Here is a 24,312-nt window from a genome sequence, read left to right as displayed (position 1 = left end):
CCGGTCAGTTGTTTTTTCCCACCTGCACCAAATAATCAAAAGCACGGCGCGCCCGGGAAAGAGTCTCAGGAATGGATTCATGGGCATTCCCCGCCAGTTCCAGAATAAGAGACCCCTTAAACTGGTGAGTCTTGAGCTCTGCCAGCAGCCAGGGCCAATCAATCACTCCTTCACCGGGATTGAGATGGGCATCATAATTCCCTCGGTTATCATTGGCATGAAGCATTTTCAGGTGGCCCGAGAGTTTATGAACCACGGTACCCAGCTCTCCCGCAAGGTTCGCATGGCCCGTATCCAAACAGGTGCCGACATTGCATTCACGAATCTGCCCCAGGAGATAGAGCATGTCACTCGTATGGCCGAAGAGCAGGTGCGGCAGCATGTTTTCCAGGAGTAAGTTCACCCCCAAGTCCATGCATTTTCGCGCCACCAGATTGAGCGACTCCGCGGCATGATTCATGTGCTGAAGGAATTCCTCCTGGGGTGGGCGTCCTTCACGTTCCGGACCAGGATGTAGCACGACGTTACGCGCACCCATAGCCGCAGCCGCCGTGCAGGCCACGATGAGTTCATTCACCGCTCCGCGCCGGGTAGGCTCATGCAGGGAAGTGATATCAATGTGGTCTGCGAAAGGCGCATGAAAAGAGAATGGATGCAGATCCAGCGCCCGCATCCGCTCCCCTGCCTCCCTCACCATGTCATGCTGATGGTAATCCAAATGTTTGGGAAAGGAGCAAATCTCGATCTGCTTGAATCCGCTTTCAGCGATGCCGTCTAGCACCTCAAAAATACTGCGCTGATAAAAACAGCCAGTGGAAAGTCCGATGGGCCATTGGTTCATAACATAGGATGGGTGAGCAGTGTCTGACGAAGCGGTGCGAGGCAGCTCCCCGCATCGCAGGGTGAATGGCAAAAGCCTTTCTCCCGGGTAGAAATGCAATTGAAGTCAATGAGTTCATCCAGGCCTGTGGCACGCAGGCCTGCAAAGACCCGTGTGTAAAAATCAGCCCGAATGCCAGGATTGTAATCCTGCCAATCCACGCCCCAACCATAAGCGCGGTTTTCAAACTTTGACCGGATAAGACCCGCAATGTGCCGCGGATGCCAACCCCTGGCCAGCAAGCTGCGTGTGATGAGTTGCATGCCAGCAGGCTTTAACAATCGATCATTCGGATCCTCCAACAAAGAGCGCATGCATGGGGGGAGGATGTGACTGGGGGTTTGCTCATAAGTCTCATGCCAGCGATCCTTTGGGTCATGGTGATCTGAATAAAAAAAGTCGTGAAAGCGCCGCAGCGAGGAACTCAGGTACTCGTCCAGCAGCTTCGTCGTCCCGTGTGATTGCTCGGGAATCCGCACACAGGCACGCCGGGCCAGATCGCGCACATCGGCCTCCACCTGACGCACTTGCAGGGCCAGTTTGATATCCATCTCATGCAGCGGCACCACTCGCACCAGGGGGATCTGGTCTCTGACTGAAGGATCATCTGTGAGCCCCTGCATCCACGGTTTCAAATAATAAGAGAAGGGCTGGCGGATCATTCTGGAATACAGCGGGTCTCCATATTCAGAAATATCCAACGATACGATTTCCCTTTGACCCGACTTCCCCGGCCCAACGTGAACTGCAGTGATCTCCACGGGGATCTCCATCAGTGGCGCTGCCTCTTGCTTGATCCTTTGGGCCACGTATTCCATGACCAAAGACTGCGCTGCAAAGGCGCTCTGGGCCAGGGCACCTATCTGGCCTGTAAACGGCTCTGGGACAGAAGCGACGCAGGCGTCCCGCAGCTCAGGGGCTGGATCCAGCATGCTCAGGCGCTGCGCGAGTTCACTGTGGCGATCGATCCTCCATACAAAGTGATGGCCCTGCCCTGTGAGGATGTGCAGTGGCCGGATGCCCCAGTGCAGTAGCAAGCACTCGATCACGCGCACCACGGGCTCCTGAATCTCAAAAGCGCGCACAGGATCTACATGAGCCTCTGCTGGAGAATCGAAATGCACATACTCAATATCAAGATGAAAAATGAGCGACTTCGAGTCTGCCAAAGAGCGCGCAATATCCAGATCACGCTCGAGAAACCAATCCAGCTCCGCTGGAACACGCAACTGAGAGCGGCGGAATTGGCAGCCATCCGAGTGCGTCAGATAGGTAGCCGTCACCTGATCGAGAGTCTCACCACCGAGAAACTCAATCAGCCGCTGTCGGATCGCATCATCCCGATAAAAAGGCGTCATCCAAATGAATCGGATGCGCCGCAGCCTGCGCGTGCGGTTATGAAAGTTTTCTGCCCCGCCGAACCAATATCTCCATACTTTCTCAAAGAAAGCCGATTTAGCTGTCAGTGCGGATTATGCCGTTGCATTTTGCATATCTTAAATGATTGCAAAACGCCCTAAAAACACAATATCCAATTCACATGTTCCCTGTGGAACAGGCTTAAAACCAAGGGGATATGCCTCAAGAAACTCTGGCACAGGCTGTGCAAGGGTTTGAGCATGATAGCCAGTGATCACGGTTGATTGTGCTCCCTGATAGCAGTCCACTCTTTGCTTCACCATGCCCGCGACTTCTAAAAATGACCCGAACGAGTTAAGATCCAAGATCATGGTCGTGGATGATCAGCCCCAGAACGTGAAGCTGGTGAGTGACCTCCTAACACTCGCCATGGGTTACGAAGTGATCGAGGCAGAAAGTGGTGACCAAGCACTGGCGCTGCTGCAAAAAACCGTTCCAGACCTCATCTTGCTGGATGTTTTGATGCCCGAACGCGACGGCGTAGAAACCTGCAAACTGATCAAGGAAATCCCGGAACTCACAGACATTCCCATCATTTTCCTCTCAGCAGCGGATGATAAAAACCTCATCGTGCAGGCGCTGGAAAGTGGTGGGGTGGACTACGTCACAAAACCATTCAGCCGTGCCGAATTGCTCACACGCGTCAGGACTCATCTAGCACTGAAAATGGCGCGAGACTCCCTGAAAGCTTTGGCTGAAGATAAAGATGAGCTCTTGGGCATCCTAACGCATGATTTGAAAAATCACTTGGGTGGTATGCAGATGAGTGCCCAGCTCTTGCACGACCGTTTGGAGCGTCACCCCACGGATGAAAAGTGCGAGCACTTAGTGGGAAACATCCTTTTAAACACCACGCAGATGCTGGCTTTCGTGAAGGAGTTCCTGGCCAATAGCCTCACGGAAAGGATGATTCAGTTCAATGCCGAACCTGTGGATCTGGCACAGGCCGCGAATCAGGCCGTGCGTCAATATCAGTTGGCCGCAGAACGAAAGGAAATCGAATTCATCTGCCAGTTTAACAGCAGCAGCAGCACCATCGAAGCTGACCCTACAGCCTTGAAACAAGTGCTCGATAACCTCCTGTCGAATGCCATCAAGTTCTCCCCAAGCGGTAAAAAAATCCACGTCAGTGTCTCCCCCATGAACGGGGACTGCGTGGAGTGCTGCATCCGGGATGAAGGCCCTGGATTTACCGATGCGGATAAGCAGCACATGTTCCGCCGATACGCCCGATTAACGGCCCGTCCAACGGCGGGTGAACCAAGCACCGGATTAGGCCTGAGCATTGTCAAAAAATTGATCGAGGCCATGCACGGCCATTTACTTTTAGAATCAACTTTGGGTGAGGGTGCCGCATTCACGGTACGCCTGCCAAAGATCCGCCCAAGCAAACGGGCCAGTCTGGAACCCCGTTTCTGACCCTCTTTTAAAACCATGGATTTCCTTGTAATTGATGACGAGAAAAGCATCCGCGATGCGACGTGCATGCTGATAGACGATGAAGGCCACTATGCTGAGCCTGTGGTAAACAGCGCCGGAGCACTGGCCCGGCTGAAGGAGGAAAAGTACGATGCCATTTTGTTAGACTTGAATCTGGGACCTGAAAATGGCCTGGACCTTTTGGACCTTTTGGTGAAACACCACCCCCAAGTCCCAGTGGTCATGTTCACCGCCCAGGGCACCGTCAAAATAGCCGTTGAGGCCGTACGGCGTGGGGCGTTGGATTTCCTGGAAAAGCCTTTTACTCGTGAAGAATTTCGCGCGGTTCTGGCCCGATTGACCCGCTTTAGGCAAATGAGCCAGCGGATCGAAACTTTAGAAAAAGAGGTCAAGGAAGTACGCCAGCAAAGTGGCCCAGAGCCACGTTTTGACTTTGAAACTCCTGTGATGAAGTCCGTCATGGACGTGCTGATGCGCGCAGCACGCGCGCCGGCAGCCATCCTGATCCTGGGTGAAAGTGGCACAGGCAAGAGCGTAGTAGCCAAGGCCATCCACCAGCAAAGTCATCTCAAGGATAAACCCTTTGTCACCGTGAGCTGCCCAGCTCTCTCCAAAGAACTGCTGCAGAGTGATCTTTTTGGCCACGTCAAAGGAGCGTTCACTGGTGCTATCCGGGACACGTGGGGCAAGATCAAACAAGCGGAAGGAGGGACCCTTTTCCTTGATGAAATCGGCGAACTGCCGCTAGAGATCCAGCCACAGCTCCTGCGCCTGCTGCAAGAGCGCGAATATGAGCGTGTGGGCGAAACCGTGACTCGCAAAGCGGATGTGCGCATCATCGCTGCGACGAATCGCGACCTGAAAGAAAGCGTGCGTAACCGCACCTTCCGTGAAGATCTTTTCTTCCGACTCAATGTGATCTCCGTGGAGATGCCACCTCTCAGACATCGTCAGAGTGATTTGCTACGCATCGCTGATTACTACACAGAGCATTTTGCGGCACAGGTGGGCAGAAAGCTTCATGGAGTTTCAGAGGCGGCTAAACGTCGGATCGCGAATTACAGTTGGCCAGGCAACTTGCGTGAACTGCGCAATGCGATTGAACGGGCTGTGATCCTAGCAAATACGGATCAACTGGAAGCCGATGATTTCCCTACTGAAGTCCATGGAGGTAACAGCTCCGCTGGTTCCTCATCCGGAGGAGCTCAAGGAATGTCCAATAGCAATGGGCTAGACTTCAGCGCTTGGCAGGGCATGACGCTTCAGCAGATCGAAGAAGCTTACATCAAGCAGACTTTAGAAACAGCAGGTAGCCTCGCGGAAGCAGCGGTTATTCTGGGCATTGACCAAGCTACCCTCTACCGCAAAAGGAAAAAAATGGGCTTGGATGGCAAAGCGGCGCACTGATTCCTTCCGCCAAAGGAAGGTCTTAAAAAGATAAGTTGCTCTGAATTCCACCATTAAAAAAGCCAGCCGAGTGCACTCTTCAGTGACTCGGCTGGCTTTTTATGATCAGGATTAGCGGGCTGCTTTCTTACGAGCAGGCGCCTCAGATTCGTCTTCTTCATCCTCATCTGAAGCATCGCCATCATACTGGCTCAGGAGAATGGTAGCCACACTGGTGAGTTCCTCATCGGCAGCACCTTCTTCCTCGATGGTTTCTGTGAGGAGGGCGATGTCATCGGAATGGCCAAGCTGCTCCGCAAAAGTACGGGCATTGCCGTAGCCTGCCATTTCATAATGCTCTACACGCTGGCAGCCTGAGATGATGCCCAAGTCGCGAAGGATGTCATCGCCTTCTTCTTCGAGCATGCCTTCACACTCTTCGAGCAGGCCTTCCATGCCTTTGCACTTTTCGCTTTCGCGTTTTTCGTCATGGCTGGCCAAAATGTCGTTGAGGCGTTCGACATGGGTCTTGGTGACTTCAAGATGGGCTTTGAGAGCTTCTTTCAGCTCCTTCGATGCAGCTGCTTTAATGACTTTTGGCAACGCACTTTTGATTTGCATCTCGGCGCTGTGCAGGTCCTGCAGTTCGTGGATGTAGAGGCTTTGAAGGGATTCGAGTTTCATGATGTTTATTGGGTTAGGCTTGAAGAGAGATTAAAGTTCTTCAAAAATCTTTTCGACCTCCACACGCTCTTTACCCAGGCGCTTTTGAACACGGCCATAGAGTTCATCTTCTTTGCCTTCGACATAGAGGAGATCGTCATCGGTCAGCTCAGCATACTTTTGCTTCAGCTTGCCTTTGGCCTCATTCCAGGTGCCTTTGATCCTGAGTTTATTGCCTTCGCTGTGGACTGCGGCAGCAACTTGGTCTTTGAGTTCGATGGCAGATTCTTTGATCTGTTCAGCAGCATCCCGGCTTTCTTGACGAATGACTGCTCTTTCCTTTTGATCACAAGCCGAAAGGACAAGAGCGAGGGCGAAAAGAGTGAGTGTAGTTTTCATGGTGGAGGTGAATCGAGAGCATCTTCTGCAAGATGCATTCCAGATACCTCTTTGCATAAGGGATGCCATCCCCCAGCGCACGACGCCCCCCGTTAATCGCGCCTTCGGTTAGGCCAAAATGCTGTAGCTAGCACGCACGGGCATGCAGACTGCCTCGCAGTTAGCACACTTTACCATCTCAAATGTGCGTGGCCTCGCTTGTGCAAGGAGACAGATAAACTGTCACTTCTTTGTGACCAACCTCCTCCTTTATGAATGCGGACAACCCCCAGCCGCCCGGATTTTCTTCCGGACTTTTAAACTCTTATCCTCCCCGCGCTGCTGCGGCATCCGTGCCTTCAGCAGGGCTGACGGCCCTCTTTCTCAACCTGATGAAAGTGACGCACGATGGCGAGAATGGATTCCAACATGCGGCGGCACATGTGCACGATCGAGCCTTGCGAGATGAATTTCATAAATATGCCCGGGAACGTCGCAGCATGGCCAGTGAGCTATCTCAGCTGATGAATCTGGCCGGTGAGGAAGTGGTGCCAAGCACGGGTTCGACGACGGCGATGTTTCACCGCAGTTGGATGAGCCTGCGAACGGCCTTGTCCGAAGAACCCGATGACCAGTCCATCCTAGATGAAGTGGAACGAGGTGAAAATGCAGCCGAGGAGGCTTTTGAAGAAGCCCTCCAGCCCGCAGAGCAGCTGCCTGAGACAGTGCGGTTTGGCATCCAGTCTTTGGCGCAGAAAGTGCATCGTGCCCATGATCGAGTGCGCAGGCTACGTGACAGTGGGCTGTATCAAAAGCCACGAGTGCCTGGAAAGAACGAACTCACGAACCCCGACGCAGAGAGCTAGGCAGGATGCCCAGGCGGTCTCGATACTTGACCACCGTGCGACGGGACATGCGTATGCCACGGTCTGCCAGGCGCTCGACGATTTCTTTGTCATGAAGAGGCTGAGAGCGATCTTCCGCTTGAATGATTTCCTTCAAGGCAGCTTCTACAGTACGGCCACTCACGGCCTCGCCCGAAAAGGTTGCCATGCCAGAGGTGAAAAAGGAACGCAGCTCAAAAACACCATGCGGAGTGTTAGCAAACTTTCCAGCGACGGTCCGGCTGACGGTGCTTTCGTGGATGCCGATTTCATTGGCAATGTCTGCCATGGTCATGGGCTTTAAAGAAGACGGACTGATCTCAAAAAAATCTTCCTGACGAGCAACGATGTGCTCAGCCACTTTTTGGATGGTCTGCTGGCGCTGTTGCAGCATGTCGATGAAAAAACGACCACGTTTGATGTGGTCGCGGATGAAGTCTCGAACGTCCTTTTTTCCATCAGCCTCAGCCATCATGCTTTTGTAGAACTGGCTGATGCGAAGGGACGGCGTCACTTCTTTGTGAATGGTGACGGTCCACTGACCCGACTGTTTTTCGATGGTCATCTCTGGCTGCACGTGAAAGCCGATGGTGGGTGTTTCATCGAAGTCCTTTGCAGGGCGAGGATTGAGAGCTGTAATGCGCTGAGCAGCATCCTGCACGTCATCAACTTCCACATCAAAGTGCATGGCGATGTCCTCAAATTTACGCCGAGACAGCAGGTGGAAGCATTCATCGAGAATGTGGTACTCCAGGGTCTTGGTGCGTTTTTCCCGCTCGAGTTGCACCATGAGACACTGCCGGAGATCTCCAGCACCTAGACCAGGTGGATCGAGAGTGAGCAGCATGTCTTGGGCAAATTCCAGTTCTTCCAAGGGCCTTCCCTCTTCTGCGGCGATCTCGACCAACGGTTTTTTTAACCAGCCGTTGTCATTCAAATGACCGAGCAGGCGCAGGATGTCTTCTTTCTCTTCGTCATCGAAACGCATGCCTAACAATTGACCTTCGACATGTTCGGCAAGAGTCACTGGCTTGGTCAGGGATTCCATGACGAACTGGCGGCGTTCTTCATCCTCAGGGGTGGCGAGGCTACGCGCTGGTGCAGGGTTCCACTCCTCATCTCGCTGAGCCAGTTTGCTCAATTCCTCATCCCAGGGATCTTCGATGGGATCTTCCGCCGAAGATTCCAAACTGGCATCTATGCCACCTTCGAGCTCCAAAACGGGGTTTTGCTGCATTTCCTGCCGAACAAGGAGATCCAGCTCATGAGTAGGGGTTTGCAGAACAGCAAGTTTCTGCCGGAGTTCCAGCGACAGATGCTGTGACAGTTCTGGGGCTTGCAGGAGGGAGTTGGAAGACACGACGCGTAGAATGGGGATCAGAAACGAAGTCAGAAGACAACCATCTCATTGAGAGACAAATCAATGGCGTATTCGTTTCACAACTTTTGCAAGAATCATGCCCAGCGGATAAAGCTTTGGCAGGGGTAATCCTACAGGCATTTGGGGATGATGAACTGTTTGTTTTGCAAACTGCAAGGGATGGGCGAGTGCATCCTGCAACACCGAAATCATCACCATCGGATGCCTTACGGCACAGGTCTTGCAGTGTTTTTCTCCCCTTACTGCTCCCATGACTTTCAAGATCATCTGTGAACTCGACTACACGGCCACCGCACCGCTGACTTTTTTACTGAACATCCGTGCTCAGAAAAATTCGCGGCAGAGAATTGTGGACGAAACCTTCCACCTCACGCCTTCGATGCCACACGTGGAGCACACAGACCACGTGACAGGAAATCGGTTTGATCAAATCACGGCGCAGATCCCAGGCCTATACCACATTCGTTATGAGGCCACCGTCGAGAATAGCCCAGAGCTGGTTTATCGCCACAATCTGGCAGACACGGAGGTGCATGAGTTTCCTTTGGAGGTGCTGAGCTGTTTGTATGCCAGCCGTTATTGCCAGTCGGATCGTCTCGGAAATTTAGCCGCTCAGCAATTTGGGGACTGTGAGACACCTTTAGACCGGGTGCTGGCAGTGATTAAGTGGATCGAAGAACACATCTCGTATGTCAGTGGTTCCACGGATGCGAGCACTTCAGCCGTGGATTCACTGGTGGAGCGGCGAGGAGTGTGCCGGGATTTTGCGCACCTGGGCATCGCCATGTGCCGGGCGATGAATATCCCAGCGCGCTATTTCACGGCCTATGCGCATGAGCTGAATCCTCCGGATTTTCATGCCTGCTTTGAGACCTGGATCGGCGGGCGCTGGTTGCTGTGGGATGCCACAGGCTTGGCCTCGCCAGACGGGGTGGTGCACATCGGCACAGGACGAGATGCGGCGGAAGTTTCCGTCTGCACCTCGTTTGGAAATTTGCAGTTAGACCGCCAGAATGTGAGCTGCGAGGCACTGGATAAAGATTACCGCAAACTGACGGTGGAAGAACTGCAACGCGTCTTCATCTGCCACACGTAATTCATTGCAATCCCGTCCCGGCGGGATGACCTCAGAGGTTGCTTTTATGAGACGTTTTCACATCGAGCATCGCACGGTGTATCGCTACTCTGAGCCGGTGCGCTTTGGCCTGCATCGTCTGGTATTGAGACCCCGAGAAGGCCATGACATCACCGTGGTGAGGCACGACCTCATCGTTCAGCCAGAGGCGAAGTTTTTTTGGCTGACCGATCTGTATGGCAACAGCATCGCCATCGCTGAAATGCCTAAAATGGCCGATCGTCTCGAGATTGTGAATCGGGTGATCCTCGAAAGAGCTTCCAGCGCAGAAGATGAGGCACCCAGGCGTATCAGCCGCCCATCTTTGGTAAGCTTACCCGTGGCGTATCCACAGATGGAGCAGCCTGTGGTGAATGGCTATCTACAGCCGGTGTATCCGGAAGACCAACCGGTCATCGGCCAATGGACGGCGGCGCAGATGGAGAGTCATCCCGCCACGACAGCGGTGGCAGCCGTGGCCCATCTGAACCGCTGCATTCATCAACAGATCCGTTATCGGCGAAGGGAAGAACGAGGGGTGCAAACTCCAGCAAACACTCTGACCTTTAACACTGGGTCATGCCGAGACATGGCAACTCTGCTGATGGAGGCCTGCCGTTCTCTAGGATTGGCCGCGCGATTTGCAAGTGGTTACCTGGATGCGGCGGCAGCCACAGCAGGCCGAGGATCTACCCATGCGTGGGTGGAGGTGTATTTTCCTGACAATGGCTGGTGTGGCTTTGACCCCACCGTGGGGGAGGCTTTGTCCCCCAAACACGTGACTTTAGGGGTGAGCGCTCACCCGCGCGGGGTGATGCCTGTCAGCGGGATTTACGATGGCCCACCGGGCTGCTACCTGGGCATGGAGGTGGCAGTGACGATCCGCGAAGGGCCTGGAGATGTGATGCCTGAAGCAGCGGTGAAAGTGACGGGCCTCTCCTGATCCAAGCTGAAGAAGCCACGACTGCAATCAGGATTAGAGTCTTGACGATCTAGAGCTCAAGCTACTTTGGCCGGAGCGGATAAGAGCTCTTTGCGTGTTGGGCCTAACCATGGATTGCACTTGGGTTAGACCGCTCAACAAAAACCGCCCTCCCACCAGAAAATGGAGAGAGGGCGGCTGGGGTTTTTAAAGTTGCGAAAGTGACAGGCTAGGCCGGTTACACCTCTTCGATGTAGCTGCGGATTTTTTCCTTGGTTTCACCCGTGCGTTGCTGGAGACGACCGAGGAGTTCATCTTCCTTGCCTTCTTCAAAAAGAAGGTCGTTGTCGGTGAGCTCAGCGTACTTTTGCTTCAGCTTACCTTTGGTTTCGTTCCAGGTGCCTTTGATTTTGAGCTTGGTCATAATGTTCAAGGGTTGGTGTTTTGAGGGGAAGATTACTTCCCTCAATGCCTCTCTTTTGCTCAAACCGTGCCAGAGGCTTTCCGGCGTAATAAGCCCTTGGTAATCAAGGCTTAAAGAAGTCCGAGATAGGTTATGCAAGGTGCTCTGTTTGCCGAATGCACAGTCTTGGTTAGGTATCTTGCAAGGAAGCAAGAGCTGTCTCCAAGGCTTCGATGCGAACAGGTTTAATCAAATGGGTGACAAAACCTGCGGCGCGACTGCGCACAAGGTCCTGCTCCATGCCAAAACCACTGACGGCAATGCCTTTGAGCGGCAGTTGATCCGCCAGTTCTTTCATGAGTTCGTATCCCGTGCCATCTGGCAGGCCGAGGTCTGAGATCAAGAGGTCAAAGTTATTTTGCTGGGCACATTCACGGGCTTCCTGAAGGGAGCCTGCGGTGTGCACTTCATGCCGACGCCGACGCAGGAGGGAGGAGAGGGCGGTGCGGGTAGGCTCGTGATCTTCGACCAAGAGGATACGCAAGGGCGGACGCGGGGCGGGGGCGGGTTTCTCCGCCGGTGGCAGGGGAATAGGGGAAGAGGTGCGGGAGGGGTGGGCGCTGCTGGCCTTCGAAATGCGGGGCAGCTTCACCGTGAAGGTGGCCCCATGACCGCGACCGCTGCTGGTGGCCTGAATGTGGCCCTGATGCAGCTCGACCAACATGCGGGTGATGGCCAGGCCGAGGCCGAGGCCCCCGAAGTGTTGAGAGCCTCCTTTGAGGGCGTGATCTCCCTGGGAGAAAGCATCAAAGATGCGCTGGATCTCCTCTTCAGTCATGCCGATGCCAGTATCTGTGACTTCCACAGTCACGGCGTCTTCCTCCTCTAGAGCCCGAGCGGTGATCTTGATGATGCCGCTGGCTGGAGTGAATTTGACGGCATTGTTGAGGAGATTCCAAAGAACCTGCTGGAGACGCACCGCATCGGCCAAAATGTCCAGCGGGGTGGGTGAGAGATCAAGCTGGAGGTGGACTTTCTTACCAGCGATCTCGCTCTGGATGGTGGCCAGGGCATCCTGGATGACTTCTTTGAGATCCACGGGCTGGAGATCGAGCGCTAACTTACCCCGGGTGATACGGGTGATGTCCAGGAGGTCGTCAATGAGGCGGGCTTCGAGGTCCACATTTTTGCGGATGGTCTCAAAGTCTGCGCGGGCACTTTCGGGGATGTCGAGGCTTTTGCTGCCTTCACTGGCGAGGAGCAAGACGGGGCTCAGAGGGGTGCGTAGCTCATGAGACAGACGCGCGAGGAAGTCATCCTTTGCCCGTACGGCTTCCAGTGCGCGGTCTCGGGCCTGCTCCAGGTCATGCTCTGCCTGCTTGCGCATGGTGATGTCTGTCAAGACGGTGACGATGCCGACGACTTCGCCTTCAGCATTACGCTCGGGAACGAAGATGACGTGACCCCAGCGGGAGCCGAGGCTCTCATAAGGAATGGCCATTTCAAACTCGACCCGCTCGCCCTTAAACGCGCGCTCCATCATGCTGAGTGCGCTGCGATAGGCACTTTCACTGACGACGTCGCTGGCGTGTTTGCCGATGACGTCTTGGGGCTCGAAACCATAACGCTGGGCGTAAGGTCGGTTGACAAATTTATAGCGGTGCTGCTGGTCAAACTGAGCCAGGAGGACGGGGGCATGATCCGTCACGAGACGGAGCTGCTCTTCGCTAGCGCGCAGGGCGTTTTCGGCTTCGCGACTGTCTGTGATATCTTGGGTGATGATGAGGCCGGCGATGACTTGCCCCTTGCCATCTCGGATACCGACGACGCTGTTTCGCACCCAGACGTAACTGCCGTCTGGCAGGATGTCCCGCTTTTCGATGATGAAGGAGGCGCCGCCTTGGATCATGGCATCAAAGACCGCCATGTTTTGGGTGCGATCCTCGGGATGAGTGATGGCATGGACATTGAGCCCGATGAGTTCTTCACGGGTGCGCGCGACGATCTCACAGTAAGCGTCGTTGACCATGGTGATGCCGCCTTCAAGATTCGTCTGGACGATGCCGGAGCCTGCCTGGGCAAAGATGGCGGAGAGGCGCGCTTCACGCTCACGGAGGATGCTATCCGTGCGCTTGATGTCTTCGATGTCGGTATTGGAGCCGTACCATTTGATGATGTTCCCGCTCTCATCCATGACGGGCATGGCGCGTGTTTTAAACCAGCGGTATTGACCGTCTGCCCGGCGGATGCGGACTTCCACATCCACAATGCTGCGGGTATGGGAGGCCTGATTCCAGGCAGTCTCCATGAGCGGGCGATCCTCTGGATGGACGGCTTCTGTCCAGCCATGGCCACGCTGTTCCTCCTCCTTCCTTCCAGTATAAGTGCACCACTGGGGGCTGACGAAATCCCAGCCGCCATCCGGCGCACTTGTCCAGACTAGATGCGGCATGGCCTCGGCCATGTCGCGCCAGCGGCGCTCACTGGCGCGTAGGGCACCCTGCACTTGCTTGACCTGATCCAGCTCACGCTGGAGGGAGGTGTAGAGCTCTGCATTATCAATGGCGATGGCGGCCTGGGCAGCCATGCCCACAAGCATACTCTCAGTGGCCTCAGTAAAAATGCCCGGCTCTGGGTGACCAAAGAGCATGCTGCCGATGACTTGGCCCGAGTTTGACACGACGGGGACGGCGAGGTAACTGCGTACCGGGAGATGCCCAGCAGGCATGCCCTTGAAGGGGGTATTTTTCCCATAACGAGGGTCTAACAAAATATCATCCACACGCACGACGCCTTCGCCTTTGAAGGTGGGGGCAAACAGTGCCGTATTACGGGGCATGGGGAACTTGGCAAAGGCCTCACGCGGAGCTCCGGAAACGGTGAACAGGGTTAAGGCCTCTCCGCTTTCATTCGTGACGTTGTAAAAGAACGCGCCAAACTGGGCACCGCTGATCTCGCAGCTCGCGTCGGTGACACTCTGCACGATTTTTTCGAGATCTCTTTCTGCGACCAGGGTGCTGCTGACACGGTTCAGCACGGCGAGGATCTGGGACTGCTGACGCAGGGCTTCCTCCGTCTTTTTGAAGGTGGAGATGTCGAGGCTGATGCCCGCCCACTGGATGATCTGGCCTTTTTCATCCCGAATGGGGATGCCACGCGAGAGGACGGGGTGCCAGTGGCCATCCACCCCTTTGAACCGATGTTCTCTTTCCCAAAGACCTCCATGCTGGGAGGCTGCGTACCAATGGGAGAGCGTGGCTTCACGATCATCCGGGTGAAGCGTCTGATGCCAGCCATCATTGGCGCACTCTTGCTGGGTGAGGCCGACGAGCTTGAGGAAAGAATCGCTGGCGTAGATATTGCGGCCCTGGGCATCGCTGACCCAGATGCCGTAGTTGGTAGATTCGCCAATGCTGCGGTAGAGCTGCTCTCTGCGCACGAGTTCCAGCTCGTTCTTTTTCCGTTCGGTGATATCGCGACCGATTTTGGAAGCGCCGATGATGTGTCCCTCGGCATCTTTGATGGGGGAGATGGTGAGGGAGATATCCACCAGAGTGCCATCCTTGCGCTGGCGGATGGTTTCGAAATGCTGGATGTATTCACCCCGGCGGATGCGGTCTAGGATGATAGGCTCTTCATCCTGGCGATCTTGAGGGAGTAAAAGAGTGACCGGCCGACCAATGACCTCATCTGCGGTATAACCAAAAATGCGCTGGGCACCCATGTTCCAACTGGTGATGAGGCCGTCTAAGTTCTTGCTGATGATGGCATCGTCCGAAGAAGTGACGATGGAGGCCAGACGTTGGCGAGCCTCCGAAGACTGCAACTGCTCCAGCACCAAAGCAGCGGAGTGAGTGACAATGCGGATGAAATTCAACTCCTCTGCATCAAACTGAGTGCGGACGCGACTGGCGAACGAAAGGGTGCCGAGGAGCCTGCCACCAGCGATCAGAGGATGGCAAGCATAGGTCTGGATGCCGAGGCTGCGCACAAGGTCCGCTCTCGGATCCTGAGTGTTTTGGATGTCGTTTGCAACGATGCTCTGACAGGTCTGGGCGACGGTGCCGCAGACGGCTTGACCGAAGTTCAGCCGATGCATGGCGCGGGCAGTGGCTTCGCTGATGCCCGCACTGGAGTGCAGCTCCAAGCTATCCCCCGCTGGAGTCACCATGAAATTGAAGTACGTGTCTGCACGGAGGTGCATGGTGACGCGGGAGAACAGCTCGCGAACGACCGTTTCAGGATTCCGCGCGCTGATGAGCTGAGCGAGGGTTTCTGAAAGGAGCTGCATGCGCTCACCCCGCTGCTGGAGATCCTTCGCAGCACGCGCCTGCTCCACCAGAGGCCGCACGCGGGTAATGACGTTTTCCAGCAGTCTCAGCTCATCTTCCCGCCAGCTCCGTGGCTGCGCGGCACCGATGGAAAGCCAGGTGCGCACCTGGCCAGCCTGAGAAAAGGGGACAATAGCGAAGGAGCGGAGGCCGATTTTTTCAAACCGCTCTGTGATGGCCTGGGTATGCGGATGGTGATGGACATCCTCCACGGGAAGGAGGCCCTGCTGAATGGCCTGCCAGAGCTGCGGAGGGATAAAATCCTGCGGCTGAAAGCGGCCTTCTAACAGCGGCATACCTGGGCCAGCCCAGTCTTCTGTGATGGTGAGCACATTTAGACTGTCGTTAGCCTCGATGAAACCACAGCGATCTAACTGAAGGTGATGACCGACCTCCTCTGAGGCGGTGTGTAAGATGTCTTGAGGCTCATTGAGTAGGCTGAGCTGCTGACTGAGGGCGCTGAGAAAAGTGGCGTGCTGGATGGCACGTTGGCGTTCTTCCAACTCTTGCTTGAGCGCCCTAGCCGTGGCGTGGGATGCAGTGATGTCTTGGAAGATATTGATGGCACCGATGATGCGGCCTTCTTCATCCCATAAAGGGTCAATGCTGACGCTGGCGATGAAGCGGCTGCCATCGGCCCTCTCAACCTCGGCTTCTAGGTTGCGAAAACTTTTCCCATGCAGGACGGCATCCGCCATGGGGCTTTGCTCTGGCGGGATGGCAGTGCCGTCTTCATTGAGAAGCCGATGGAAACCGCAGTAGCGTGTCTCTGGAGACTGCAACAGTGGGGTGTGACGCCATAACTCGGCGGCCCGCTGATTGAAGAAAGTGATGAGTCCCTGACCATTGCAGGTGTAAACACCAGCAGGCAAAAGGGTCAAAAGATGCTGGAGGCGTGCCTCCGCCTGGGTGGCCTGGCGGGCAGCCTGCTGGCGCGACTGAGCGAGGGTGAGGTGAGTGCTGACACGGGATAAAAGCTCGCGCCCATCGAAGGGTTTGATGAGGTAATCATCCGCCCCAGCATCCAGTCCCTCCACACGCGCCTCTTCGCCGGCTCTGGCAGAGAGAAGGATGACGGGGATCATGCGCGTAGCGGCATTTTCCCGCAGTGCCTGCAGCAGGCCAAAGCCATCTAAGTGCGGCATCATGACATCCGTCAAGACAAGGTCCGGAGGGTGCGTCTGGATGAGTTCCAGCGCGGCGCGGCCATCGCCCACCGTCTGCACCTCAAAGCGGGCGGAAAGGAGGTGGCGCACATAATCCCGCATGTCCGGATTATCATCCGCTAACAAAATGCGTGGTCGCGACTGGTCGGCAGAGTGAGATGCAGGTACTTCTGATGAGGCGTCTGTTTCTGCGGGAAGCCAGCGCGCAGCTTCCGTGAGGAAGGAAGTATCCACATGCTTGGCATGGGCGGTGAGGCTCTTGCGCAGGTGAGCTGCTGGCAGGTGGGCTTTCCCGCGAGGCAGGCTGACGGTGAAGACACTGCCTAGGCCGGGCTGGCTTTCTACCTTCACGGTGCCGCCGTGCAACTTTACCAGTTCCCCCACGAGGGCAAGACCGATGCCAGTGCCTTCATGGCTGCGCCCTTCAGCCCCCTGCACGCGGAAGAACCGCTCAAAGAGACTGGCCTGGGCTGCAACAGGGATGCCACTGCCGGTATCCGCCACTTTCAGTTCCACACCTTCCGCCTGATCTGTGAGGGAGAGGCGGATGCTACCCTGAAGAGTGAATTTAAAGGCGTTGGAGAGGAGATTGAGGACGATCTTTTCCCACAAGTCCCGGTCCACGTAAAGAGGCTCGCGCAGAGGCGGACACTCGAGGTGATAGTCCAGGCCTGCCCGTTTCATGGCAGGGGAGAAACTTTCTGCCAAGTCCAGGGTGAGTGCGGCGAGATCTACGGGCTCAAAGGCGGCCTCCATGCGCCCAGCTTCAAGACGAGAGAAGTCCAGCAAGGTATTGACCAGCTTAAGCAGGCGCAGACCATTGCGATGAGCCACAGAAATGAGTTCTCGATAGCCTGGCGAGCTAGGCGGCTCTGCCTGGGCAAGGAGATCTTCCAGAGGCCCGAGCATGAGCGTCAGAGGCGTGCGGAACTCATGACTGACATTGCTGAAAAAGACCGTTTTGGCATGATCCATGGCGGCCAGTTCCTCAGCCCGCTGGCGCTGCCTTTCATAGGCTCGTACATTGCCCAAAGCAGCGGAAATTTGACCGGCCAGGAGTTCGAGAAAGCCCTGATAGGGAGCGTCCAGAGGGCGGTAGGGGTTCAGGCCCACCACCAGGTGCCCGGCTGGCTGGTCTGTGCCTTGCTCATGAATGGGAATGAGGGCGGCTGTGGTGGAAGGCTTATCCCAAGCCGTGAGGGGCAGGTCTGTAAAACGGGAGCCTAGATCCTCCAGACACATGAAGGTAGGGCTCAGCGGCCAGACGTTTTCACTCGCCCCCAAGGTGAGGCGTTCAGGGGCAGCCACATGGCTGGAGGCCAAGCCCTGACAGCAGGAAAGGCGTGTTTCCACGCCGTCGGCCTCGGCAAGGTAGATAAGAGCAAAGGGAAGATCTTGCGGCTGCTGCTCGATGCAGTGCTGAAAGGCCGCGCACAGCTCTGCCTCACTGGTCACGCCAGTCAGTCGAGTGGCTAGGTCACGCAGGAGGGAAAGGCGGCGTTCACTGATGATGCGCTCCGTCTCTTCTGTGACGACACAGAGCATGCCGCCGATGGCACTCCCCTCCCCTGGGATGGGACTGTAGGAAAAGGTGTGGTAGGTCTCTTCCGTGAAGCCACTGCGTTCGAGAAAAAGCTGCAGCCCTTCATCCCAAGTGGCCATCCCTGTGCTGACGACCGAGGTAGCGCGTGAAGCCACCGCCTCCCAAATCTCTTTCCATACTGCAGATGCAGGAGCGCCTAACCAATTTTTCTTCAGGCCTAACGTTGGCAGATACGCGTCATTGCAAAAGAACCAGAAATCCTCTCCCCAGCCTACCCACATGGCAAAGCGGGAGTTCAGCATGAGGCTGATGGTGGTGCGAAGACTCTGGGGCCAAGTCTCCAAAGGCCCAAGGGGATGCTGTGACCAGTCAAACTCCCGGATGCGTCGCCCCATCTCACCGCCCCCTTGAACCCAGGAGGTGGGATTTGGCTGAAAGGGAGGCTGGGCAGATTCCGTCTTCATGCCGCAGCGACCAGGACTGCAGATTCCTTTGGCAAAGTGAAGAAGAAGCGCATGCCGCCCCCTGCCACCGGTTCACAGCCGCAGCGCCCACCCTGGAGTTCGACCAAGCGCCGTGCGATGGGGAGTTCCAGATTTTTAGCACTGTGACCTTGATGGAGTTTTTCAAACGGCCAGAAGAGGCCCAGCCGCTGCTCCTCCTTCAATTCAGGTCCCTGATCCTGCACGCTGAATTCATACTCCGCGGGGAGTTCCTTCCACTGCATTTCGACCGTCATGCCAGAGATGCTGCGCTGCACGGCCTGCTGGAGCAAATTCGCCCAGATGATTTCCAGCCAAGCTGTGACACCCTGGATGTGTGGCCACGTCTCCGCTTCCTGAAGCCTCACACCCGCCTTCATGGCCTGCCGCTCCACGGCCTGCCGCCCGGCCCAGGCCACCTGCCCCATGTCGGCCGTTTCTTTGGGCCGTGGCTCGACCGTGGCCCTGGCGACCTGACTTGTGCGCTCAATCAGCCTCAAGACGGCCTGCGTGGAGTCAAACAGCGGCGTGGTCAGGGCTGCATCTTCTTCAGACTGATCACTGAGGATCTCTTTGAGCAACTCCGCTGTGGTAAAGATGCCACTCAGAGGTGTGCGAAGATCATGACTGATACGGCGGGCAAAAGTGAGCAGGTCTCCGCGCAAGCGTGCATTTTCACGGATCAACTCATGCCGCTGCAAGGCTGCCGAAAAAACCTGAGCCAGCAGAGGTGGGTGCCAGTCTTCCGCCGGAATGACGGTGAGATCCTGGCTATGAACGGAACCGCCGAGACAAACCACAGGCCAACGCGCCAGCCCTTCTTCCGAAGATAATTTGAGCGCCAGTTCCAATTCCCCCAGAGCAGGCTCGACGAGAATCAAGAGAGTCTGAGCCCCTTTCACAGAGAGAATGACCGCTTCATCCACGCCCGAGGCAGTGATCACCTCTGCGCCAGGAAACGCACGACTGATACCTGCCTGGGCAGCCTCCGTGGCGGTGGCATTTCTCTCGGCAAATAGGAGGTAGGCGGTCAGCATGGGCTCAGTTCGTCTGATGGTTCACTTCTATTTCGCGCAGGTTTGGCAATCTGCGCGTGTCTATCGGGCAGAAGGCAATAAAGCCGCACGAATCGCCAATTCCAAAGCCTGAACCTGGATGGGTTTGGTGAGATGGGCGACAAACCCGGCTTCAGTGCTGCGATCAATGTCTCTGTCCATGCCATAGCCCGTCAGGGCGATGCCTTTCATACTGTGCAAACCTGCGAGCTCCTGCATTAAATCGTAACCATTTCCATCCGGAAGACCAATATCTGAGATGAGTAGATCAAAAGACTGCTGCGCTGCAAGCGAGCGCGCCTCTTCCAATGTGGCTGCGGCACTGACCAGGTAGTCGCGCCGCTTCAGCAAATGAGCCAGTGCATTGCGGGTGGGCTCATGGTCTTCAACCAGCAGAACTTTGACCGCCTTCGTGCTCTGCGGTTCTAGAGTCACCTCTGGAGCCGTGGGTTGGAGAGTTAGGCAAATATCCGGCACTAGAGGCAAGCGAATGACAAAAACGGCCCCCTCACCAGGACCCTCACTGCAGGCCAAAATCTCACCCGCATGGCTCTGCACCAGCATCTGGCTGATCGCTAAGCCTAGGCCCAAACCACCAAAACGGTGGGAGCCCCCTTCTCCAGCATGATCTCCTTGAGCAAAAGCATCAAACACACGAGCGAGTTCCGCAGAAGTCATGCCGATGCCTGTATCCGTCACATGGATTTCCACCACATCCGCCTCTAGCAAGGTCCGCGTGCGCACCGTGATGCTGCCACCTTCAGGCGTGAACTTGACGGCATTTTTGAGGACGTTCCAGAACACCTGCTGGAGGCGCACGGCATCCCCCATCACCGTGTGGGCAGTGGCCTGAAATTGCTGCCGCAGAGAAAGGTGTTTGGCATGGATCTCCGCAGCGACGTTCATCATCGCATCCTCCAGCACGGCATGAATATCCACCGGCAGTCTATCCAGCGCCATCTTGCCGCGACTGATGCGGGTGATGTTAAGCAGATCATCAATCAATCGTGCTTCGAGATCCACATTCTTACGGATGGTCTCAAAGATACCCCGCACATGTTCCGGCAGGGCAGCGTCCTCAGCAGCATCACTGGAAAGCAGCAGGATGGGATTAAGCGGCGTGCGCAGCTCATGCGAAAGGGCGGCTAAAAAATCATCCTTAGCGCGTGAAGCCGCTAGGGCTTCGTCACGTGCGTGTTCCAGTTCCATCTGCGCCGTCTTGCGTGCGGTGGTGTCTGACATCACGCCAATCAAACCGTGGATTTGCCCATCCGGCCCACGCTCCGGCACATAGACCACGCTCATCCAGCGCAGGCCTAGGGTCGCAAAGGGAACTTGGATTTCAAACTCCTCCCGCTCTCCTTTTAGCACCCGCTGGAGATGGGGAAGGATCGCAGCAAAGGCCTCTTTACCCAGGACCTCCTGGATGTGCTTTCCAATGACTTGCTCGGGCTCCATGCCGAAGCGACTCGCGTAATGACGATTGACGAATTTGTAGCGATAGTCGCGGTCGCAGAGTACTAAAAGCACAGCGGCGTGGTCGGTCACCACCCGCAGTTGATTTTCGCTCTGGCGGAGGCGTGTTTCTGCATGGAGGCGGTCTGAAATCTCCTTTTCGAGCTGCCGCACATGCGTCTGCAGTTCTTCATTTTTGCGCGCCAATTCATGGCGTTGAGTTTCTAACTCACGCTGGATGGCGGCTTTTTCGGTGGCGTTGTCCACAGCGCGCCTGAGCACGATGGCGTTGGTGGCCCCCTTGGGCAGGAAATCATGGGCCCCACTGCGCAGCGCATCCACGGCCAGTTCCACCTCATGATTGGAAGTCAGCATGACGATGCCAAAAGCATTTTCGCCATGGATCGAGACGATTTTTTTGACCAGGCTTACACCGTCACTGTCCGGCAGGTTAAAATCCAACAGGACGCAGTCAGGCCGCCGTGTTTGAAGGTATTCCAAGGCCTGGGCGGCCGTCGCCACTTCGCCAATTTCGCAGGGAGCTTGAACACCGCGAGTGAGATAGCGGCGAAAGATGACGGCATCCGTCAACGAATCATCCACGATCAAAACATGTAACGGGGAGGAGGCGAGCATGGTTGTCTGGGCCGAGGGTCTTGATCAGGCGGGTAACCCGCTGTCGTCAGGCTTCTCCAAAACGATACCGCCACTGGAAGGACGTGGCAAGCGAACGGCCTCCACCCAGTAGTCCACCAGCAGCTCGACCGCGCGTTTAAAGGCGGTGTAATCCGTCTGCTTCACGAGATACGAATTGGCCCCATTTTCGTAACACCACTCGATGTCTTGTGGGTTGCTAGATGTCGAGAAAATCACTACCGGGATCAGTTTGAGGCGGCGATGCTGGCGCACCGCACGCAGCACTTCTTTACCATTAAGACCGGGAAGATTCAGATCCAGAATGATGAGGGCGGGAAGCTCTGGGAGCGGTTTTTGCGGTAACCTCGGGGCATTTAGGATGGTGAAGACCTGCTCTGCACTCACGCAGCGTTGCAATTTCACAGACACATCCGGCCGGGCCCGGCGGACGATGCGTTCCAGGGCAGCGTAATCCTCATCACTATCCTCAACGATGAGGAAGGAAGGTGTCACAGATTCGCTCATGGTAAATTGGGGTCGGTTTCCAAGGTGAAGAAAAAAGTCGTTCCATGCCCAGGCAGAGAATCTACCCAGATTCGTCCGCCATGACGTTCGATGATTTTGCGTACGATCGTGAGGCCTGCGCCCACGCCACCACCATAGTCCTCGCGGCCGTGCAGTCGTTTGAAAATTTGGAAGATCAGCTGCTGGTGCTCCGCCGCGATGCCGATGCCATTGTCACGAACGTAAAAGACCGTGGGACTATCGAGCTCCCCGGCCTGCCAGCCGATCTCAATCTGTGCTGGAGTCTTGTCGGTGTATTTGATGGCGTTGCTGATCAAATTGGAAAAGACCTCACCCAGGCGATCCGCGTCTCCATAAACCTCAGGCAAGGGGCGTGGGATGTTGATGTGAGCGCCGCTCTCCTGGATGCGGGCGATGAGCATCTCCTTCGCGTCTTCGATGGCCACATTCAGGTCCACACGCCGACTGTTGATTTCTCCCCGTGAGAGACGCGAATAATAGAGCAGCGAGTCCAATAAAGTCTCCATGCGCTCCGTCAACCTCATCATGGTACGGAGGTAGTTGACGCCCTGATCATCCAACTGATCCGCAAAGTCTTCGAGGAGAAAGTTCGAGTAATTGCTGATGCCACGCAGGGGCTCCTTGAGATCGTGAGAAGCCACGTAGGCGAAAGAGTCGAGTTGGCGATTTCTCTCATCCAGCTCCGCATTCAGCCTAACCAGTTGTTCAGCTCTGCGAACCTCCGTTTCCAAGATCGTCTGCCGCAGCATGCGAGCGGCATCAATTTCACAGGCAAGCCAGGGCCGGGATCTCCCCCTCACTTCTTCCTGCCAAAGCTCAAAGGATTTCCGCGGCGTCAATCGGTCCCCATGAGGCCCGGTTTCCATCGGTTTCGTCGGGTCACCAGCCCAGCTCATGGTTTGCTTTTCTTCGGGTCGAAACCAAAGGACGTACGCCGGCGTCTGACGGGATAAACGGGCGGCTAAAACACCACTGGCCAGCTCCGCGCACTTAGCCCAGTCTGGGAACAATTTGGAAAGGTGATCGGTGGCCCAGACGGAAGGCTCGATGCTTTCTGCCAATTGCAAAGACAGGGCTCGCACGCTGTCTTCATCTGGCGTTTCACCGCGCAGATAGACCATGTCATTGAGCAAAAGAGCCGCACCGCCCGCCTCGATGCCGGCGAAGGTGGTGCCTTTACTTTGGATCAATACCGGGTGGAATTCTGCGTGCAGAGCCATGGCATCTGCCAGCAAGCGGTGCTCCTGGTGCAGGCGCAGTTTATACTCATGCTGCTCGTCACTTTCCTTGTTGCTGACCTGGAGGGACAGCATGTGGGCTAAAAACTCACAGGCCATGCGCGTGGTGTGCGAGACGTAGCGAGGAGAGTAATGGTGACAGGCGAAAAGCCCCCAAAGCTCTTCCCCAATGACGATGGAGATAGACATGGAGGCCCCCACCCCCATGTTTTGCAGATACTCTGCATGGATAGGGGACATGGAGCGGCTAACGCAGTAGCTCATGTCCAGTGGCAGGCCAGTATCTGGCCGGAGGGCAGGCACCAGGGCCACAGGCTCGTATTTGACGTCCGGGTTCAGACGGAGCTGAGATTTCACAAACAAGGTGCGGGCCTGTTTCGGGATGTCTGAAGCTGGGTAATGCAACCCAAGGTAGGACTCCAAATCCGCCCGCTTAGACTCCGCGATGACATGCCCTGAGGCATCGTCCGCAAAGCGATACACCATGATGCGATCAAAGCCGGTGAACTCCTGCACGTGCTCTGCCGCACGCTGGCAAAACTCCACCACGGAAGTCGTGCCCTGAAGCTGATTCAGCGTGTGCTTGAGCGAGACATACACCGCCTCATGCACCATGGAAGTCTGGTCTGGCCACTGTTCCAACTCCAAAATCAGCAGGCCTTGATGACGGTGAAGCAGAGCCTCAAAAGTCTGACCCGCAGGGCCCACTTTCAGCGGAGGCAGGTAATGCGGAGAAGCTTCGAGTTGTTTCGATAAAACGTGTTTTTCCAGGTAAGCTGAGTCCGAGTCTCTCAGCAACTCGATTAGGGTCTTCTGCAACAACTCTTCCAGTGGCAAGCCGAGCCGCTCAGGCGCATTCGCACTGGCCTGTAAAATGGATAAACTGGGCTCTGCCAATACCAGGATCAGGGCATGGGGCTGGACCGAACCCGGAATGTGGATGGGCTCGCGGTCACAATTGGTCAGATCAACAGGGTCGGACATAGGCGT

Annotated in this window: 17 protein-coding genes; 5 read left to right on the top strand and 12 right to left on the bottom strand. The window is 55.8% G+C overall.

Annotation, left to right across the window (positions count from 1 at the left end):
• Positions 1 to 4: 4 nt before the first annotated feature.
• Together HNQ64_RS05095 and HNQ64_RS05090 are read right to left on the bottom strand one after the other, a co-directional pair.
• Positions 5 to 841, bottom strand: a complete 837-nt coding sequence (locus HNQ64_RS05095; RefSeq protein ID WP_184206006.1) for a sugar phosphate isomerase/epimerase family protein — start codon at positions 839 to 841, stop codon at positions 5 to 7.
• Entirely contained in the window at positions 838 to 2,238 is a 1,401-nt protein-coding gene (locus HNQ64_RS05090; RefSeq protein WP_184206004.1) for a hypothetical protein, read from the bottom strand. The genes HNQ64_RS05095 and HNQ64_RS05090 overlap by 4 nt, the downstream gene beginning before the upstream one ends.
• Before the next feature lie 322 nt (positions 2,239 to 2,560).
• Between HNQ64_RS05090 and HNQ64_RS05085 the strand changes: the two genes are divergently transcribed.
• Both HNQ64_RS05085 and HNQ64_RS05080 read left to right on the top strand, forming a co-directional pair.
• The gene (locus HNQ64_RS05085; RefSeq protein ID WP_184206002.1) at positions 2,561 to 3,718 is read left to right on the top strand and encodes a hybrid sensor histidine kinase/response regulator; all 1,158 of its coding nucleotides are present in this window, start codon (positions 2,561 to 2,563) and stop codon (positions 3,716 to 3,718) included.
• 15 nt (positions 3,719 to 3,733) lie between these two features.
• Positions 3,734 to 5,146, top strand: coding sequence for a sigma-54-dependent transcriptional regulator (locus tag HNQ64_RS05080; protein ID WP_184206000.1), 1,413 nt, complete (start codon positions 3,734 to 3,736; stop codon positions 5,144 to 5,146).
• 111 nt (positions 5,147 to 5,257) lie between these two features.
• On the opposite strand, the gene HNQ64_RS05075 is transcribed toward HNQ64_RS05080, so the two are convergent.
• Together HNQ64_RS05075 and HNQ64_RS24450 are read right to left on the bottom strand one after the other, a co-directional pair.
• Positions 5,258 to 5,809: a ferritin-like domain-containing protein gene (locus HNQ64_RS05075; RefSeq protein WP_184205998.1), complete on the bottom strand. Its 552-nt coding sequence runs from the start codon at positions 5,807 to 5,809 to the stop codon at positions 5,258 to 5,260.
• Positions 5,810 to 5,839: 30 nt separating this feature from the next.
• A complete protein-coding gene (locus tag HNQ64_RS24450) occupies positions 5,840 to 6,187 on the bottom strand; it encodes a CsbD family protein (RefSeq protein ID WP_184205996.1) in 348 nt (115 codons plus the stop codon).
• Between the two features lie 251 nt (positions 6,188 to 6,438).
• Between HNQ64_RS24450 and HNQ64_RS05065 the strand changes: the two genes are divergently transcribed.
• Positions 6,439 to 7,032, top strand: coding sequence for a PA2169 family four-helix-bundle protein (locus HNQ64_RS05065; protein WP_184205994.1), 594 nt, complete (start codon positions 6,439 to 6,441; stop codon positions 7,030 to 7,032).
• On the opposite strand, the gene rpoN is transcribed toward HNQ64_RS05065, so the two are convergent.
• Both rpoN and HNQ64_RS05055 read right to left on the bottom strand, forming a co-directional pair.
• Positions 7,007 to 8,410: an RNA polymerase factor sigma-54 gene (gene rpoN, locus HNQ64_RS05060; RefSeq protein WP_184205992.1), complete on the bottom strand. Its 1,404-nt coding sequence runs from the start codon at positions 8,408 to 8,410 to the stop codon at positions 7,007 to 7,009. The genes HNQ64_RS05065 and rpoN overlap by 26 nt on opposite strands.
• A 60-nt stretch (positions 8,411 to 8,470) precedes the next feature.
• Complete coding sequence (locus HNQ64_RS05055) at positions 8,471 to 8,698, bottom strand: hypothetical protein (RefSeq protein WP_184205990.1); 228 nt, start codon at positions 8,696 to 8,698, stop codon at positions 8,471 to 8,473.
• Here HNQ64_RS05055 and HNQ64_RS05050 point away from each other — a divergent pair.
• On the top strand, positions 8,682 to 9,527 hold the full coding sequence (locus HNQ64_RS05050; protein ID WP_184205988.1) for a transglutaminase-like domain-containing protein: 846 nt from the start codon (positions 8,682 to 8,684) through the stop codon (positions 9,525 to 9,527). The two genes, HNQ64_RS05055 and HNQ64_RS05050, sit on opposite strands and share 17 nt — an antisense overlap.
• Positions 9,528 to 9,573: 46 nt before the next feature.
• Complete coding sequence (locus HNQ64_RS05045; protein ID WP_184205986.1) at positions 9,574 to 10,488, top strand: transglutaminase family protein; 915 nt, start codon at positions 9,574 to 9,576, stop codon at positions 10,486 to 10,488.
• A gap of 217 nt (positions 10,489 to 10,705) precedes the next feature.
• On the opposite strand, the gene HNQ64_RS05040 is transcribed toward HNQ64_RS05045, so the two are convergent.
• The 6 genes from HNQ64_RS05040 to HNQ64_RS05015 form a co-directional block, all read right to left on the bottom strand.
• A complete protein-coding gene (locus HNQ64_RS05040; protein WP_184205984.1) occupies positions 10,706 to 10,891 on the bottom strand; it encodes a CsbD family protein in 186 nt (61 codons plus the stop codon).
• A gap of 169 nt (positions 10,892 to 11,060) precedes the next feature.
• A complete protein-coding gene (locus tag HNQ64_RS05035; protein WP_184205982.1) occupies positions 11,061 to 18,374 on the bottom strand; it encodes a PAS domain S-box protein in 7,314 nt (2,437 codons plus the stop codon).
• Positions 18,371 to 19,429 (bottom strand): sensor histidine kinase, encoded by a 1,059-nt coding sequence (locus HNQ64_RS05030; RefSeq protein ID WP_184205980.1) that lies wholly within the window; start codon positions 19,427 to 19,429, stop codon positions 18,371 to 18,373. Before HNQ64_RS05030 ends, HNQ64_RS05035 begins: the two co-directional genes overlap by 4 nt.
• A 60-nt stretch (positions 19,430 to 19,489) precedes the next feature.
• Positions 19,490 to 21,538, bottom strand: coding sequence for a hybrid sensor histidine kinase/response regulator (locus HNQ64_RS05025; protein ID WP_184205978.1), 2,049 nt, complete (start codon positions 21,536 to 21,538; stop codon positions 19,490 to 19,492).
• A 24-nt stretch (positions 21,539 to 21,562) separates the two neighbouring features.
• Positions 21,563 to 22,063, bottom strand: a complete 501-nt coding sequence (locus HNQ64_RS05020; RefSeq protein WP_184205976.1) for a response regulator — start codon at positions 22,061 to 22,063, stop codon at positions 21,563 to 21,565.
• Complete coding sequence (locus tag HNQ64_RS05015; protein WP_184205974.1) at positions 22,060 to 24,306, bottom strand: ATP-binding protein; 2,247 nt, start codon at positions 24,304 to 24,306, stop codon at positions 22,060 to 22,062. The genes HNQ64_RS05020 and HNQ64_RS05015 overlap by 4 nt, the downstream gene beginning before the upstream one ends.
• Positions 24,307 to 24,312: the final 6 nt, after the last annotated feature.

It is taken from the genome of Prosthecobacter dejongeii (assembly GCF_014203045.1).
Taxonomy (GTDB): domain Bacteria; phylum Verrucomicrobiota; class Verrucomicrobiia; order Verrucomicrobiales; family Verrucomicrobiaceae; genus Prosthecobacter; species Prosthecobacter dejongeii.
This window is presented reverse-complemented; position numbering and strand designations above follow the sequence as displayed.

Excerpts from the sequence above, each read along its gene's own strand:
- HNQ64_RS05095 (WP_184206006.1), bottom strand. The coding sequence starts at position 841 with ATGAACCAATGGCCCATCGGACTTTCCACTGGCTGTTTTTATCAGCGC.
- HNQ64_RS05090 (WP_184206004.1), bottom strand. The coding sequence starts at position 2,238 with ATGACGCCTTTTTATCGGGATGATGCGATCCGACAGCGGCTGATTGAG.
- HNQ64_RS05085 (WP_184206002.1), top strand. The coding sequence starts at position 2,561 with ATGCCCGCGACTTCTAAAAATGACCCGAACGAGTTAAGATCCAAGATC.
- HNQ64_RS05080 (WP_184206000.1), top strand. The coding sequence starts at position 3,734 with ATGGATTTCCTTGTAATTGATGACGAGAAAAGCATCCGCGATGCGACG.
- HNQ64_RS05075 (WP_184205998.1), bottom strand. The coding sequence starts at position 5,809 with ATGAAACTCGAATCCCTTCAAAGCCTCTACATCCACGAACTGCAGGAC.
- HNQ64_RS24450 (WP_184205996.1), bottom strand. The coding sequence starts at position 6,187 with ATGAAAACTACACTCACTCTTTTCGCCCTCGCTCTTGTCCTTTCGGCT.
- HNQ64_RS05065 (WP_184205994.1), top strand. The coding sequence starts at position 6,439 with ATGAATGCGGACAACCCCCAGCCGCCCGGATTTTCTTCCGGACTTTTA.
- HNQ64_RS05050 (WP_184205988.1), top strand. The coding sequence starts at position 8,682 with ATGACTTTCAAGATCATCTGTGAACTCGACTACACGGCCACCGCACCG.
- HNQ64_RS05055 (WP_184205990.1), bottom strand. The coding sequence starts at position 8,698 with ATGATCTTGAAAGTCATGGGAGCAGTAAGGGGAGAAAAACACTGCAAG.
- HNQ64_RS05045 (WP_184205986.1), top strand. The coding sequence starts at position 9,574 with ATGAGACGTTTTCACATCGAGCATCGCACGGTGTATCGCTACTCTGAG.
- HNQ64_RS05040 (WP_184205984.1), bottom strand. The coding sequence starts at position 10,891 with ATGACCAAGCTCAAAATCAAAGGCACCTGGAACGAAACCAAAGGTAAG.
- HNQ64_RS05035 (WP_184205982.1), bottom strand. The coding sequence starts at position 18,374 with ATGAAGACGGAATCTGCCCAGCCTCCCTTTCAGCCAAATCCCACCTCC.
- HNQ64_RS05030 (WP_184205980.1), bottom strand. The coding sequence starts at position 19,429 with ATGCTGACCGCCTACCTCCTATTTGCCGAGAGAAATGCCACCGCCACG.
- HNQ64_RS05025 (WP_184205978.1), bottom strand. The coding sequence starts at position 21,538 with ATGCTCGCCTCCTCCCCGTTACATGTTTTGATCGTGGATGATTCGTTG.
- HNQ64_RS05020 (WP_184205976.1), bottom strand. The coding sequence starts at position 22,063 with ATGAGCGAATCTGTGACACCTTCCTTCCTCATCGTTGAGGATAGTGAT.
- HNQ64_RS05015 (WP_184205974.1), bottom strand. The coding sequence starts at position 24,306 with ATGTCCGACCCTGTTGATCTGACCAATTGTGACCGCGAGCCCATCCAC.